Origin of the sequence: Williamsia sp. DF01-3, from assembly GCF_023051145.1 — a bacterium.
In the GTDB taxonomy this organism is placed as follows: Bacteria; Actinomycetota; Actinomycetes; order Mycobacteriales; family Mycobacteriaceae; genus Williamsia.
The window spans coordinates 4,754,023-4,768,054 of the sequence record NZ_JALKFS010000005.1; the positions used below are offsets into that span (position 1 = coordinate 4,754,023).

Genomic DNA, 14,032 nt, shown 5'->3' on the forward strand with positions numbered 1-14,032 from the left:
TGCTGGACCAACCTACGGAGATCTCGTGACCAAAGCAGAACCGGCGTACCTCAACATCGATCGGGAGAACAACCCCGCGGTTGTCGCCGGACGGCGCTCCCGCGAATACGTCGCCTCGCGGGACAAGGACGCCTGGGTGAAGCTCTTTGCGCCCGACGGCATCGTGCAAGACCCGGTGGGTCCCTCGATGTTCGACGAAGAGGGCATCGGCTTCACCGGCCACGAACGGATCAGTCACTTCTGGGATCTGTCGATCGGCACCACCGAGAGCATCGAGTTCGTCTTCGACGAAGAGATCATCTGTGGCAACGAGGTTGCCTACATCGGCAAGATCGTCACCCACATCCACGGCCACACCTCCGAGGCCCGTGGCGTGTTCACCTACCGCGCCAACCCGGACGGCTCGCTGGCCGCTCTGCGCGCGTTCTGGGAAGTGGAGAAGACGATCAATTCGGTGCGCAAGGCCTGAGGTCCGCGCCCCGGAAACGCCCGAAGGTCCAGTGGTGCCGGCCTGCGCGTGATGGCTGGCACCATGGGCTCATGTTCGAACGTGTGCGGCGTGGTGCCAGACAAAAACTCCAGCGTGCTGTGTCCGAGGTGGTCGACGACTCGAGCCGGGAGACTAATACCCTCGTCGAACAGTTTCACAGGCAGACAATGGACTTGCTCTCGGAGACCCGAGAGGAAGTCGTTGCTCTGCATCGCCGGGTGAATCACCTCGAACAGCAGGTCCGCCGCGACCTCACCCATGTGATGGACACAGACGCCGCTCGCCAGTCAGGCGACTTCGTCCTCGCGCACATGCCCAAAGCTCAGCAGTTCTGGCATCCTCACGACACACTGCGGTACGCGCTCTCGCAGGTTCACATTCCTGGTATGGCACTGGAATTCGGGGTCGCGACCGGTACCACCCTCAACATCATTGCCGCAGAACTGAAGACAGAGCACCGCATCTTTGGATTCGACGTCTTCTCAGGACTGCCGGACACGTGGCGGAGCGGCTTCGCTGCCGGCGAGTTCGCGCAGGACACGTTGCCGGACGTTCCCGGGGCGGAGTTGGTACCGGGATTGTTCGAGGACACGCTGCCCGAGTTCCTCACCGCCCATCGCGAGCCGGTGTCGTTCCTGCACCTCGACGCAGACCTGTATTCATCCACCGCAACGGTGCTCGGTCTCGTCGGACAGCGGCTGGTTGCAGGCACGATCATCGTGTTCGACGAGTTCTTCAACTACCCGGGCTGGCAGCAGCACGAGTATCGGGCATGGCAGGAGTTCGTGAGTCGCACCGGCATCGAGTTCGAATACCTCGGCTACACAGCCAGTCACGAACAGGTCATCGCGCGGGTCACGTCGCCGGGGGTTCGTCCGTAAATATCGTTCTGCCAGAACACAAGAAGCCCCGGACGTGTCGTCCGGGGCCTCTCGTAGATGTCGTGCGACTCAGGCAGTGCCGTATTTGACCGACAATTCCTTCACACCGTTGATCCAGCCGTGGCGCAGACGGCGCGGCTCGGCGAGCTTGGTGATGTCGGGCATGTGGTCGGCGATTGCGTTGAAGATCAAGTTGATCTCCATGCGGGCCAGGTTCGCGCCCACGCAGTAGTGCGCGCCGTGGCCACCGAATCCGACGTGCGGGTTCGGGTCACGCAGGATGTTGAACTCGAAGGGGTTCTCGAACACATCCTCGTCGTAGTTGGCCGAGCCGTAGAACATGCCGACTCGCTGACCCTTCTTGATGGTCACACCACCGAGTTCGACGTCGTGGCGGGCGGTGCGCTGGAAGGCGTTGACCGGTGTGGCCCAACGGACGATCTCGTCTGCGGCGGTCGCGGGGCGATCACGCTTGAAGATCTCCCACTGCTCCGGGTTGTCGAGGAACGCGTTCATGCCATGGCTGATGGCATTACGGGTGGTCTCGTTACCGGCGACGGTCAGCAGGATGACGAAGTAGCCGAACTCGATCTCGTCGAGTGACTGGCCGTCGATGTCGGCGTTGACGAGTGCGGTGACGATGTCATCGGCCGGACACTTCTTGCGATCTTCGGCCATCGTGTACGCGTAGCCGAGGATCTCGGCCGAAGAGAGCTGAGCCGGGGTGAGCCCTGACTCAGGGTCCACCTCGTTGAACTCCGGGTCGTCGGCGTTCATCATGTTGTTCGACCAGTGGAAGAGCTTCTCGCGGTCGTCCTCGGGGACGCCGAGGAGATCTGCGATGGCCATCAGCGGCAGGTTGACCGCGACGTCGTCGACGAAATCGCCGGTTCCCTTGGCAGCGGCGTCTTTGACGATCTTCTGCGACGCATCCTCGAGCTTCTCTTCGAGCGCGTGCACCGCCTTCGGGGTGAACATCTTCGCCACCAACTTGCGCAGGCGGGTGTGCTCGGGCGGATCGTGGTTGATCAGCAGCGCCTTGGTGACGTCGAGCTGCTCCTGCGTCATCGAGTCCTCGAAACGCATGATCACGCCGTTCTCGGCGGTAGACCAGTTCTCGTTGTTCTTCGAGATCGCGCGCACGTCTTCGTGCTTGCTGACGACCCAGTACCCACCGTCGTGGAAACCGCCGCCCTTTCCTTCTTCCTGGGCGTTCCACCACACCGGCGCTGTCTTACGCAGCTCCGCGAATTCCTTGACCGGGATGCCTTGTTCCAACAGGTCTGGGCTGGTGAAGTCGAACCCTTCCGCGAAAGGGCAAACCTTCTCGGCCTGCGTCATTGCAACCACCTAAATGCTAGACATGAACGTGTTCTAGTCGATGGTAGAGCAAGATGCGTCACAGTGGCTACTACCTGGTGAAATAGGACTTGTGTCCAGTTGGCAACTTGTTCTAGTTTTGGAACCAGACATCTGCATTCGAAGGGATTTGACATGGGAAAACCGGTGATTGTCGAGGCTACTCGCAGCCCGATCGGGAAGAGGGCCGGTTGGCTGTCCGGATTGCATCCGGCCGAACTCCTGGGGCTCACCCAACGGGCCGTCATCGAACGAGCCGGAATCGACCCGTCGGAGATCGAGCAGGTCATCGGCGGATGTGTGATGCAGGTGGGCGCGCAGTCCAACAACGTCACCCGCACGGCCTGGCTGCATGCCGGGCTGCCGTGGCAGGTGGGCGCGACCACCGTCGACTGCCAGTGCGGATCGGCTCAGCAGGCCAATCACCTGATCGCCGGCCTGATCGCCACCGACACCATCGACGTCGGCATCGCGTGCGGTGTCGAATCGATGACCACGGTGCCGCTGGGCGCAAACGTCATGCTCGAAGGCGCAGGCGAACGACGCCCGGAGTCCTGGGGCATCGACATGCCCAACCAATTCGAGGCGGCCGAACGCATCGCGACCCGGCGGGGCATCACCCGCGCCGACGTTGACGCACTCGGTGAACGCAGCCAGCGGCTCGCCAAGCAGGCATGGGACGAGGGCCGGTTCGACCGCGAGGTGTTCGGCGTCAAAGCTCCCGAACGGACCAAGGAGGGCGAGTTCACCGGCAACATCCTGGACGTGAACCGCGATCAGGGCATGCGCGACACCACGCTCGAGTCGCTCGGCAAGCTCCGCCCGGTCATCGAAGGCGGAATCCACACCGCAGGCACGTCCTCCCAGGTCTCCGACGGCGCCGCCGCGGTCCTGATCATGGACGAGGACAAGGCGAAGGCACTCGGCCTCAAGCCGCGCGCACGTTTTGTCGCCCAGGCCCTGGTGGGCGCCGAGCCGTACTACCACCTCGACGGGCCCGTGCAGTCCACCGAGAAGGTGCTGGCGAAGGCCGGGATGAGCATCAATGACATCGACCGCTTCGAGGTCAACGAGGCGTTCGCATCTGTCCTGCTCTCGTGGGCTGCGGTCCACGGACCCGACATGGACAAGGTCAACGTCAACGGCGGTGCGATCGCGCTGGGCCATCCCGTCGGATCCACCGGGTCGCGACTGATCACCACTGCACTGCACGAGCTCGAGCGGTCCGACACCTCGACGGCTCTGATTACGATGTGCGCGGGTGGGGCGCTCTCCACCGGAACCATCATCGAGCGGATCTGAGGTCGCGTGCCACAACAAGAAGCCCCAAAAGCGCTCAACAGCAAGGCCGTCAGCACCATCGTCAAACTCGGGTCGCGGGCGAACACCAAGATCTACAAGTTGACCGGTGGACGTATCGGGTCGAAGTGGCGGGTGGGCGCCGGGTTCAAGGAACCTGCGCCGGTCATCTTGCTGACCGCGATGGGCCGCAAATCGGGCAAACCGCGCACGGTGCCGCTTCTCTATCTGCGCGACGGCGCCAACGTGGTGGTCGTGGCCTCGCAAGGTGGGATGGCGTCGAACCCGGCCTGGTACCACAACGTCAAGGCCAATCCCGACGTCAGCGTTCAGGAGGGTCGCAAGACGGTCGCCATGCGAGCGCGTGAGGCAGACGACCAGGAACGGGCGCGTCTGTGGCCCAAACTCGTCGAGGTGTACGCCGACTTCGACAACTATGCGGCCTGGACCGAACGCAAGATCCCGGTGATCATCTGCGAACCACGGTGAGCCCTGTGTCGCGCGGCGGCGCGGCACAACGGACAAGAATTCATCCCCTGGGCGCCTGAAATTCTCGACGAAGCGCGATGGTCGGTGGAACTGGTGTGTCAGGATTCGAGGCGACATGTCTGCGATTCCAGAGTCTTCACGCGCCAGTGCCCCCGCCTCATCGGCTGACCACCTGATCTCAGGTCCACCCGTCAGCGGCCCCTCCCGACGAACATTCCTGGGCGGAGCCGCGATCGGCGCGGTCGGCGTCCTGGGCACGGTCTATGCGGGCAGTGCAGCAGCCGACGGAACGAAGGCCCCGAGCGGCAACGTCTTTCGTCACGGTGTGGCGTCCGGCGATCCACTGCCCGACCGGGTGATCCTCTGGACCCGCGTCACCCCGACACCTGACGCCGTACCCGGATCGGGCAAGGGGGCTTCCACCACCGTTCGCTGGGAGGTCGCGACCTCACCCGACTTCGGATCCGTGGTCTCGTCCGGCGTCACCACCACCGGCCCCGAGCAAGACCTCACCGTGAAGGTCGATGCCGGCGGTCTGACACCGAACACCAACTACCACTTCCGGTTCCACGTCACCAGTGGGCCGGCCGCCGGTTCGACGTCGCCGGTGGGTCAGACGAAGACCGCTCCCGCCACCGCCGCGGACGTGGCAAAGGTTCGCTTCGGCGTGGTGTCGTGCTCCAACTGGGAAGCCGGTTACTTCAGTGCCTACCGGCACCTCGCGGCTCAGCCAGGGCTCGACGCCATCGTGCACCTGGGCGACTACATCTACGAGTACGGCACCGCAGAATTCGGTGGGGGTACCGGCGTCGTGCGCCCCCACGACCCTCTGCACGAGATCGTGTCGCTGGCCGACTACCGGACCCGGCACGGCCAGTACAAGTCCGATCCTGATCTGCAGGCCGCGCATCTCAACCTGCCGTGGATCTGCACCTGGGACGACCATGAGTCGGCCAACGACGCCTACGCCGGAGGCGCCGAGAACCACGACGCCAGTGAAGGCGACTGGCCCGCGCGCAAGGCCGCCTCCGAGCAGGCCTACTTCGAGTGGATGCCGGTGCGTCCGGAGGTCGACGCCGGTGGTCGCCATCTGTACCGGCGCCTGCGGTACGGCAATCTGCTCGAGATCTCGATGCTGGATCTGCGCACCTACCGCACCGAACAGCAGTCCATGCTGTCCAACAAGGTCGACAGCACCTCGGCGAGCATCACCGGTTCGGCACAGATGTCGTGGCTCACCAACGGCGTGGTGTCCTCCCCCACGCGGTGGAAGATCGTCGGCAACCCGGTGATGATCAGTCCGATCCTGATCCCCCCGCTGGAGCCGGCCACCACGGCAGCGCTGACAGACCTACTCGGCGTGCCGAAGGGTGGCATCCCACTGAACTCCGACGCGTGGGACGGCTACACCGCCGACCGCGATCGTCTGCACAAAGCGTTGCGCGACAACAACGTCGAGAACACCGTGTTCATCACGGGCGACATTCACATGTCGTTTGCCTGCGACGTGCCCGTGGACGCCGCGAACTACCCCGGGGCGGGCACGGTCGGCACCGAACTCGTGGTGACCTCGGTGACGTCGAACAACATCGACGACATCGTCGGCGCACCCGAGTACACGGTGGGAGCGGCCGCAGCCGTGGCGATGACCAACATCAACCGGCACATCCGCTGGGTCGACACCGACGCGCACGGCTACGCAGTCCTGACGGTGACTCCGGCTGCCACACAAATGGATTGGTTCTTCGTGAACAACCGCGCCGACCCGCGGTCCGGGCAGCGCTACGGCCAGTCGTGGCGGGTGCCGAGCGGCACTCAGCGAGTGCAGCCCTCCGGTTCACCAGCCCAGTAGTACCGGCCCGACCTAGGATTCCCTGATGACCAACACCCCGTCCTCGCCGAACAACGGCATCCGCCGGCGTACATTTCTCGCCGGATCGGCCGCCGCCGCAGGCGCAGGCCTGGTCCTGTCCGGACCTGCGCGAGCTGGTGGCCTCCCGTCGGGTCGGCCGGGTTTTCCCCAGACCGGTTCGTCGGTGCGGGTGCTGATCACCGGCGATGCCGGTACCGGCGAAGCCCCGCAGTACGCGGTCACCAAGGCCGCTCGCGCGCTGCACGCGCAGAATCCGTTCGGACTGGCAATCGGACTGGGCGACAACATCTACGAGTCGGGCCCCAACGGTCCCGACGACAAACAGTTCGAGGAGAAGTTCGAGAAGCCGAACACCGGCCTCGACTTCCCATGGGTGATGGCGTTGGGCAACCACGACACCACCGCGGTCTTCCCTGGTGACGGTGGCTGGCTGCTGCGCGGTGATGCGGAGGTCGCGTACCACTCGCGGTCGAGCCGCTGGTACATGCCGCGACGCTACTACTCGGTGGCCGTTCCCGAGCAGGCGCCGGTCGTCGAGTTCTTTGTTCTCGACCTCAATCCGATCGCCGCCTACATCCCACCGTTCTTGGCGCCCTACTGGGAACCGAACGGCACCTACATGACGGCGCAACGCAAGTGGCTCCGCGAGGCTGTCGCGGCATCGACGGCCACGTGGAAGATCGCGTGCACCCACCACCCGTACATCAACAACGGGCCGCACGGCAGTGCCGGTGGATACGACGGGATCCCCATACCTCCCATCAACGGCGTGCTGGTCAAGGAGTTCTTCGAGCAGGAGATCGCCGGGCGCTTCCACTTCTTCATGTCCGGTCACGACCATTCGTTGCAGGTCTTCGACCCCACCATCGCCTCCAAGGGAACACGTCAGCTGGTGTCGGGTGCGGCGGCCAAGACGGTCGAAGACCGCTCGTCCAAAGAGCATCCGGCGCTGTACGAGAACTTCCGTGACCGCGGATTCATGACGATGGACATCACGGCCTCGGGTGTGGATCTGCGGGTGTTCACGGTGGACCTGGCCACGAGAACTCCCACTCAGGTGTTCACGAAGTCGTACTCCGGCTGACCCCACCGGCCGATCCCTAATAGGATCGGGGCATGACTGATCCAGACCGTGCCGCCACCCGCCGTGACATCACCGCTGCCCTCGAGGCCGCCTTCGAACGCCGCCACGAAGTGCTCGATGCCATCGTGGAGGCCGAAGACCGGTCCGCGGCCGTCTCCGCCATCGCAAACCTCCTCTCCGTGCCCACCATCGGTGCCGAAGCAGTGCTGGGGATGTCGTTCGACCGCCTGACCGTGTCGGCACGGCGGGCCAACGCTGCCGAGCTCGAAGATCTGAACAGCAAGCTCACGTTCACGCAGACCGAACGGCCCGCGGCCACCGCAGAAACGTTGACGCTGCGGCCTTTTGATGACAGCGATGCTGACCTCTTCGCCGCACGCACCTCCGATGTCGGGGCGGCGGGCGACGGAAGCGGCACTCCCGCATCGGGCATCGACGACGAGATCGCCGCCGCCCGCAGTCGCATGAAGGCAGAAGAGGCCGTGTGGCTCGTGGCCGTCGAAGGCGACGACAAGGTGGGCATCGTGTTCGGTGAGCTGTCGGGCGGCGAGGTGGATGTCCGGATCTGGATCGCACCCGAGCACCGCAAGCGCGGATTCGGCACGGCAGCCCTGCGTCGTTCACGCTCCGAGCTGGCCGCGTACTTCCCCGGCGTCCCCATGGTCGTCCGGGCTCCCAGCTCCTAGCTTTACCCGTCAGACCGCAAAGACGCTCCCCCAAGCTCTAGGTGGAGCGTCTTTGTCATGTCAGGCGCTGCTCAGCGGTGCGGGACGCCGAACTTGGCAACTATCTTCTTGATCTGTCCGGACTCGTCGAACTCGAAGCTCTCGATGACCTTGGAGCGCAGGCCGAGCGGTTTGGGCTGGACGTTCACGTAGAACGTGACGTGCACGGTCCGGCCTTCCACCCGAGCCTGGAACTCGCTGATCGCGTGGATGACCTTGTACTGCGGTCCTCGACTCAGGCTGCGGCGCAGATGATCACCGCTGCGCCCCGTTTTCACACCCATCTCGATACGAACGCAGTCGGGGTGAAACGGTACGGCGGACGGGTCATGGCTTGCCAGTGCGTCCACATAGGCTTTCGCTCCGGCGATCAGGTCGGCGTCGGAGCTCATCGTTTCTGCCCCAGGATCATCGGGCACCGTAGACCGGCATCGGGGTCGGTGCCTCGGCCAGGATGTCGGAGACAACCGGTCCGAGCTCAGCCGGATCCCATCGAGCGCCCTTGTCCCGCTTGATACTGCGCTGCCAGCCGTCGGTGACGGAGACCGTCCCACCCTCGACTTCGAACACCCGACCGCTGACACTGCCGGCCTCCTCGGAGCCGAGCCACACCACCAGTGGTGACACGTTGGCCGGGTCCATCGTGTCGAAGGAGCCGTCCTCGGGCGGCGCCATCTGCGCGGCCATCGCGTCACCTGCGCTGGTGGTCATGCGGGTGCGGGCCGACGGTGCGATGGCGTTCACCGTCACGCCGTATGCCTTCATCTCCGCGGCGGCCTGGATCGTCAGTTCGGCGATGGCAGCCTTTGCGGCCGCGTAATTCCCCTGTCCCACAGATCCGTACAGACCGGCGCCCGACGACGTGTTGATCACACGAGCGGCCCGCGGATTGCCGGCTTTCGACTCGGCGCGCCAGTACGCGGCGGCATGACGCAACATCGCGAAGTGACCTTTGAGGTGCACCCGGATGACGTTGTCCCAGTCTTCTTCGCTCATGGAGACCAGCATCTTGTCGCGCAGGAATCCGGCGTTGTTGACCAGGATGTCCAGTGCCCCGAAGGTTTCGATGGCCGTGTTCACCAGGTTCTGCGCGCCGGCCCAGTCGGCCACGTCGTCACCGTTGACAACTGCCTCGCCACCCGACGACTTGATCTCTGCGACAACCTGTTCGGCCGGGCTCTCGCCGGTGGTCGACCCGTCGAGCCCCGCGCCGATGTCGTTCACCACGACCTTCGCGCCTTCGCGCGCATAGGCGAGCGCGTGTTCGCGACCGATCCCCCGTCCGGCACCGGTCACGATGACCACTCGGCCGGCCACGATTCCACTCATCAATTCGCTCCTCGAAGTTCTTGTTGTGTCGGTAAATATGTCAGGACGTTGGCGCGTGAACAGAGTTGTCCGCGGTCGCGGCGTCCAGGAAAGCCAGTCTTTCGCCGCCACCGTGCACGGCCACCGTCGACCCGGTCACGTACTCGGCCAGCGGGGAGATGAGGAATGCCACCGCGTTACCCACATCGGCGGGTAACGCCATGCGTCCCATGGGAATTGTGCGTCCCACCGCGGCGATACCTTCCTCGTCTCCGTAATGCAGCTCCGCCAGTTCGGTCTGGACAGCGCCCACCACAACCGAGTTCACCCGTACCCGCGGCGCCCATTCCACGGCGAGCGAACCGGTCAGCGAATCGAGTCCGGCCTTGGCCGCGCCGTACGCCGCGGTGCCCGGTGACGGGCGGTGTCCACTGAGACTCGAGACGTTGACGATCGACCCGCCGCGTTCCTGACCGAGCATGATCCGGTGAGCCGCCTGCGCGACAACAAGTGGCGCGAGCAGATTCAGCTCGACGATCTTCGAGTGGAAACGCGGGGATGCGTCGGCCGCAAGGGCGAAGGGTGACCCGCCGGCGTTGTTGACCACGGCATCGAGTGCGCCGTGCCGGGAGACGATGTCGTCGAGCATCGCGGCCACCGCCTCGGCGTCCCGGATGTCGCAGCTCACGAACTCGGTAGACGGGGTGGAATCGGGGTCGTCGGCAGGTCGCCTCGCGCACGCGATCACCGTGGCACCCAGCCCGGTGAGGACCGAGCTGATGCCTGCACCCACTCCCCGGACACCACCGGTGACCAGCACAACCCGCCCGGACAGCTCCAGGTCCATTCAGTCTCCCGCTTCGCTCGGTTCGTTCGGTGTTAAAGTACCAAGCAATTGCTTGGTTGGTCTACAGCCCGACGGTACGCGAGGAGCATCGATGCCCATCAACACCACCACGGTCGAACCGGGGATAGTCACGGTCACAGTCGACTTTCCCCCGGTCAACGCCTTGCCATCGGCGGCCTGGTTTGAACTCGGCGAGGCCATCACGGCCGCGGGCCGAGACCGCGCCACCCATGTGGTGATCCTGCGGGCCGAGGGTCGCGGCTTCAACGCCGGAGTCGACATCAAGGAGATGCAGGCCACCGAGGGATACGACGCCCTCATCGCCGCCAACCGGGGATGTGCGGTCGCCTTCGCCGCGGTCTACGACTGCGAGGTGCCGGTCATCGTCGCGGTCAACGGCTTCTGCGTCGGCGGCGGCATCGGCCTGGTCGGCAATGCCGACGTGATCGTCGCCTCGGATGACGCCGTGTTCGGACTTCCCGAGGTCGACCGCGGTGCGCTCGGCGCAGCCACCCATCTCGCGCGCCTCGTCCCGCAGCACACCATGCGAACCCTGTACTTCACGGCGCAGAACGTCACCGCTCAACAACTCGAGCACTTCGGCTCGGTGCAGCGGGTGGTGCCGCGTGCCGAGCTCGACGAAGCCGCACTGGAGATCGCCCGCAAGATCGCCGCGAAGGACACCCGCGTGATCCGCGCGGCGAAGGAAGCGATCAACGGCATCGACCCGGTCGATGTGAAGACGAGTTACCGCCTGGAACAGGGATTCACGTTCGAGCTGAACCTCGCCGGTGTCGCCGACGAGCACCGCGATGCCTTCGTGGAGACCGGAAAGCCCAAAAGCGCAACGAGTAAAGGGGCCTGAACACAGTGGCAACCGACAAGACCAGCAGTCTCGACGACATCGTCGGCGAGATCGAGAGCGGCATGACCATCGGGATCGGTGGCTGGGGTTCGCGCCGCAAGCCGATGGCACTCGTGCGGGCCCTGGCCCGATCGAACGTCAAGGACCTCACCGTGGTCACCTACGGCGGCCCCGACCTCGGGTTGCTCTGCGCCGCAGGCAAAGTGACCAAGGCATACTACGGCTTCGTCTCGCTCGACTCGCCGCCGTTCTACGACCCCTGGTTCGCCCACGCCCGTACCACCGGCGCCATCACCGTGCGTGAGATGGATGAGGGCATGGTGAAGTGCGGACTCGAAGCCGCCGCATCGCGCCTTCCGTTCCTGCCCATCCGCGCCGGACTCGGGTCGGACGTGCTGAAGTTCTGGGAAGGTGAACTCGAAACGGTCACCTCGCCGTACCCCGACGCCGACGGACGCAGCGAGACCCTTGTCGCGATGCCGGCCCTGAAACTGGATGCGGCGTTTGTGCATCTCGACATCGCCGACAAGCACGGCAATGCCGCCTACACCGGCGTCGACCCCTACTTCGACGACCTGTACTGCGGTGCCGCCAAGCGCCGCTACCTCGAGACCGACAAGCTGGTGAGCACCGAGGAGCTGGTGGCTGCCGTTCCCGTGCAACGACTTCTGCTCAACCGGCTGAATGTCGACCGCGTGGTGCACACCCCTAACGGCGCGCACTTCACCTTCGCCGGCGACTACAAACGCGACGAGGCGTTCCAGCGTTTCTACGCCGAGTCCGCCAAAGACCCTGCCAGTTGGCAAGAGTTCTCCGACCGATTCCTCGCCGTCGACGAAGAGCAGTACCAAAAAGAGGTCGAGGCATGGAACGCCGAACGAAAGGCCGCACAGTGACATCACCCGCGAGTTCCACCGAATCGACCGTCACCCGGGCCGAGATCTGCGTGATCGCCTGTGCCGAGATCTTTTCCGGCGCCGGCGAGACCATGGCCTCCCCCATGGCCACCACCCCGCTCATCGGCGCCCGCCTCGCCCGTCTGACGAGCGAACCCGACCTGCTCATCACCGACGGCGAGGCGCTGATCTTTGCCGACACCCCCGCTGTGGGTGCCAGCGGCCCGATCGAGGGCTGGATGCCGTTCCGCAAGGTCTTCGACGTGGTCGCGTCAGGTCGCCGCCATGTTGTGATGGGCGCCAACCAGATCGACCGCTACGGCAATCAGAACTTGTCGGCGTTCGGTCCACTGCAGCAGCCCACCCGTCAGATGTTCGGTGTACGCGGGGCGCCCGGGAACACCATCAACCATCCGACGAGCTACTGGGTCGCCAAGCATTCGGCCAGAGTGTTCGGCGGAGTTGTCGACGTGGTGTCGGGTGTCGGGTACGACAAGGTCGACCCGGCCAACCCGGCATACCGATTCCTCGACATCCATCGCGTGGTCACCAACCTCGGGGTCTTCGACTTCAACGGTCCCGACCACACGATGCGTGCGTTGAGCCTGCATCCCGGGGTGAGTGCCGATGAGGTGGCCGAGAACACCGGCTTCGAGATCGCGGGTCTCGCCGAGGCCGGCGTCACCCGCACCCCGTCCGACGAGGAATTGCGTCTGATCCGCGAGGTCCTCGACCCGAAGGGGCTGCGGGAGAAGGAAGTCAAGCCTGTGGAGGCAGGAGACGCAGCGAAGCGGAGCTCGACCGGATCGGCCGCGAAGTGAACGCGCCTGCGCCCGGGCTTGCCACGAGGTTCACCGAACTGGTCGGGATCAAGTACCCGATCGTGCAGACCGGGATGGGCTGGGTGTCGGGGCCGTCGTTGACGTCGGCGACCTCAAACGCCGGCGGTTTGGGCATCCTGGCATCGGCGACGATGACGTACGAGGAACTCGAAACCGCTGTCGCGAAGACCAAATCGTTGACCGACAAGCCTTTTGGCGTCAACATCCGCGCCGACGCCACCGACGCGCCGGAGCGGATCGACCTGCTGATCCGCGAGAAGGTGAAGGTTGCGTCGTTCGCGTTGGCGCCCAAGCCTGATCTCATCGCCAAGCTCAAAGACAACGGTGTTGTGGTCATCCCGTCCATCGGTGCGGCCAAGCATGCGGTGAAGGTGGCGTCCTGGGGTGCCGATGCGGTCATCGTGCAAGGTGGTGAAGGTGGCGGACACACCGGACCCGTGGCCACGACCCTTCTGCTCCCCAGCGTGCTCGATGCTCTGGGCCCGAATGGTATTCCGGTGGTCGCAGCGGGTGGTTTCTTCGACGGTCGCGGACTTGTCGCCGCCCTGTCGTATGGCGCCGAGGGTGTCGCCATGGGCACCCGCTTCCTCCTGACCTCCGATTCCGCTGTGCCGGATGCGGTGAAGAAGGAGTACCTGGCCCGCGGGCTCAGCGACACCGTGGTGTCGAAAAAGGTCGACGGGATGCCGCACCGGGTTCTGCGGACCGAGTTGGTCGACAAGCTCGAATCGGGCAGCGCTCCCACCGCCCTCGCGGCCGCAGCCAAAAACGCCAACAAGTTCAAGCAGATGACCGGCATGAAGTGGTCGGTGATGCTCAAAGACGGGCGCACCATGCGTAAGTCGGGCGAACGCACCTGGCAGCAGATCATCATGGCCGGCAACACCCCGATGTTGTTGCGGGCCGGACTCGTCGAGGGCAACACCGAAGCCGGTGTGCTGGCGTCGGGTCAGGTGGTCGGAATGATCGATGACCTCCCCAGCTGCGACGAGTTGGTTCAGTCGATCATGTTGTCGGCGTGGACCAATCTCGAACGTCTGGGGAAGTTCACTCCGGGAGTCTGAGCAAGGCACT

Annotated in this window: 15 protein-coding genes; 11 read left to right on the plus strand and 4 right to left on the minus strand. The window is 64.8% G+C overall.

From position 1 onward, the window contains the following. Positions 1-25 precede the first annotated feature (25 nt). Positions 26-469: a nuclear transport factor 2 family protein gene (locus MVA47_RS24335; RefSeq protein ID WP_247210197.1), complete on the plus strand. Its 444-nt coding sequence runs from the start codon at positions 26-28 to the stop codon at positions 467-469. Between the two features lie 71 nt (positions 470-540). Further along, entirely contained in the window at positions 541-1,371 is an 831-nt protein-coding gene (locus tag MVA47_RS24340; RefSeq protein WP_247210198.1) for a class I SAM-dependent methyltransferase, read from the plus strand. A 69-nt stretch (positions 1,372-1,440) separates the two neighbouring features. Here MVA47_RS24340 and MVA47_RS24345 read toward each other — a convergent pair whose 3' ends face one another. After that, on the minus strand, positions 1,441-2,712 hold the full coding sequence (locus MVA47_RS24345; RefSeq protein WP_247210199.1) for a cytochrome P450: 1,272 nt from the start codon (positions 2,710-2,712) through the stop codon (positions 1,441-1,443). A 153-nt stretch (positions 2,713-2,865) separates the two neighbouring features. On the opposite strand from MVA47_RS24345, the gene MVA47_RS24350 reads away from it, so the two are divergent. The 5 genes from MVA47_RS24350 (at position 2,866) to MVA47_RS24370 (ending at position 8,161) form a co-directional block, all read left to right on the plus strand. Continuing rightward, a complete protein-coding gene (locus tag MVA47_RS24350) occupies positions 2,866-4,032 on the plus strand; it encodes a steroid 3-ketoacyl-CoA thiolase (RefSeq protein WP_247210200.1) in 1,167 nt (388 codons plus the stop codon). A 6-nt stretch (positions 4,033-4,038) separates the two neighbouring features. Then, positions 4,039-4,518 (plus strand): nitroreductase family deazaflavin-dependent oxidoreductase, encoded by a 480-nt coding sequence (locus tag MVA47_RS24355; protein ID WP_062797177.1) that lies wholly within the window; start codon positions 4,039-4,041, stop codon positions 4,516-4,518. 115 nt (positions 4,519-4,633) lie between these two features. After that, positions 4,634-6,370 carry an alkaline phosphatase gene (locus MVA47_RS24360; RefSeq protein ID WP_247210201.1) on the plus strand — a complete coding sequence of 579 codons (1,737 nt, stop codon included), beginning with the start codon at positions 4,634-4,636 and terminating at the stop codon, positions 6,368-6,370. A gap of 25 nt (positions 6,371-6,395) precedes the next feature. Then, complete coding sequence (locus MVA47_RS24365) at positions 6,396-7,475, plus strand: metallophosphoesterase (RefSeq protein ID WP_247210202.1); 1,080 nt, start codon at positions 6,396-6,398, stop codon at positions 7,473-7,475. Positions 7,476-7,507: 32 nt separating this feature from the next. Beyond that, a complete protein-coding gene (locus tag MVA47_RS24370; protein WP_023961176.1) occupies positions 7,508-8,161 on the plus strand; it encodes a GNAT family N-acetyltransferase in 654 nt (217 codons plus the stop codon). Between the two features lie 71 nt (positions 8,162-8,232). Here MVA47_RS24370 and MVA47_RS24375 read toward each other — a convergent pair whose 3' ends face one another. From MVA47_RS24375 to MVA47_RS24385, 3 genes are read right to left on the minus strand one after another with little or no spacing between them, the layout of a single operon-like run. Beyond that, positions 8,233-8,592: a nuclear transport factor 2 family protein gene (locus tag MVA47_RS24375; protein WP_247210203.1), complete on the minus strand. Its 360-nt coding sequence runs from the start codon at positions 8,590-8,592 to the stop codon at positions 8,233-8,235. A 16-nt stretch (positions 8,593-8,608) separates the two neighbouring features. Then, entirely contained in the window at positions 8,609-9,529 is a 921-nt protein-coding gene (locus MVA47_RS24380; protein ID WP_247210204.1) for an SDR family oxidoreductase, read from the minus strand. Between the two features lie 40 nt (positions 9,530-9,569). Beyond that, positions 9,570-10,355 carry an SDR family oxidoreductase gene (locus tag MVA47_RS24385; protein ID WP_247210205.1) on the minus strand — a complete coding sequence of 262 codons (786 nt, stop codon included), beginning with the start codon at positions 10,353-10,355 and terminating at the stop codon, positions 9,570-9,572. A gap of 91 nt (positions 10,356-10,446) precedes the next feature. Here MVA47_RS24385 and echA20 point away from each other — a divergent pair, with 91 nt between their 5' ends. Genes echA20 through MVA47_RS24405 form a run of 4 tightly spaced genes read left to right on the plus strand, consistent with a single transcriptional unit; the run spans position 10,447 to position 14,022 of the window. After that, entirely contained in the window at positions 10,447-11,220 is a 774-nt protein-coding gene (echA20, locus tag MVA47_RS24390; protein WP_247210206.1) for a (7aS)-7a-methyl-1,5-dioxo-2,3,5,6,7,7a-hexahydro-1H-indene-carboxyl-CoA hydrolase, read from the plus strand. A 5-nt stretch (positions 11,221-11,225) separates the two neighbouring features. Continuing rightward, complete coding sequence (locus MVA47_RS24395) at positions 11,226-12,116, plus strand: CoA transferase subunit A (protein ID WP_247210207.1); 891 nt, start codon at positions 11,226-11,228, stop codon at positions 12,114-12,116. Further along, a complete protein-coding gene (locus MVA47_RS24400; RefSeq protein ID WP_247210208.1) occupies positions 12,113-12,937 on the plus strand; it encodes a CoA-transferase in 825 nt (274 codons plus the stop codon). Before MVA47_RS24395 ends, MVA47_RS24400 begins: the two co-directional genes overlap by 4 nt. Continuing rightward, a complete protein-coding gene (locus tag MVA47_RS24405; RefSeq protein WP_247210209.1) occupies positions 12,934-14,022 on the plus strand; it encodes a nitronate monooxygenase family protein in 1,089 nt (362 codons plus the stop codon). The genes MVA47_RS24400 and MVA47_RS24405 overlap by 4 nt, the downstream gene beginning before the upstream one ends. Positions 14,023-14,032 lie beyond the last annotated feature (10 nt).

Bases quoted from the DNA above. Each gene is read 5' to 3' on its own strand.
- MVA47_RS24340 (WP_247210198.1), top strand. From the start codon at position 541: ATGTTCGAACGTGTGCGGCGTGGTGCCAGACAAAAACTCCAGCGTGCT.
- MVA47_RS24345 (WP_247210199.1), bottom strand. From the start codon at position 2,712: ATGACGCAGGCCGAGAAGGTTTGCCCTTTCGCGGAAGGGTTCGACTTC.
- MVA47_RS24350 (WP_247210200.1), top strand. From the start codon at position 2,866: ATGGGAAAACCGGTGATTGTCGAGGCTACTCGCAGCCCGATCGGGAAG.
- MVA47_RS24360 (WP_247210201.1), top strand. From the start codon at position 4,634: ATGTCTGCGATTCCAGAGTCTTCACGCGCCAGTGCCCCCGCCTCATCG.
- MVA47_RS24365 (WP_247210202.1), top strand. From the start codon at position 6,396: ATGACCAACACCCCGTCCTCGCCGAACAACGGCATCCGCCGGCGTACA.
- MVA47_RS24370 (WP_023961176.1), top strand. From the start codon at position 7,508: ATGACTGATCCAGACCGTGCCGCCACCCGCCGTGACATCACCGCTGCC.
- MVA47_RS24375 (WP_247210203.1), bottom strand. From the start codon at position 8,592: ATGAGCTCCGACGCCGACCTGATCGCCGGAGCGAAAGCCTATGTGGAC.
- MVA47_RS24380 (WP_247210204.1), bottom strand. From the start codon at position 9,529: ATGAGTGGAATCGTGGCCGGCCGAGTGGTCATCGTGACCGGTGCCGGA.
- MVA47_RS24385 (WP_247210205.1), bottom strand. From the start codon at position 10,355: ATGGACCTGGAGCTGTCCGGGCGGGTTGTGCTGGTCACCGGTGGTGTC.
- echA20 (WP_247210206.1), top strand. From the start codon at position 10,447: ATGCCCATCAACACCACCACGGTCGAACCGGGGATAGTCACGGTCACA.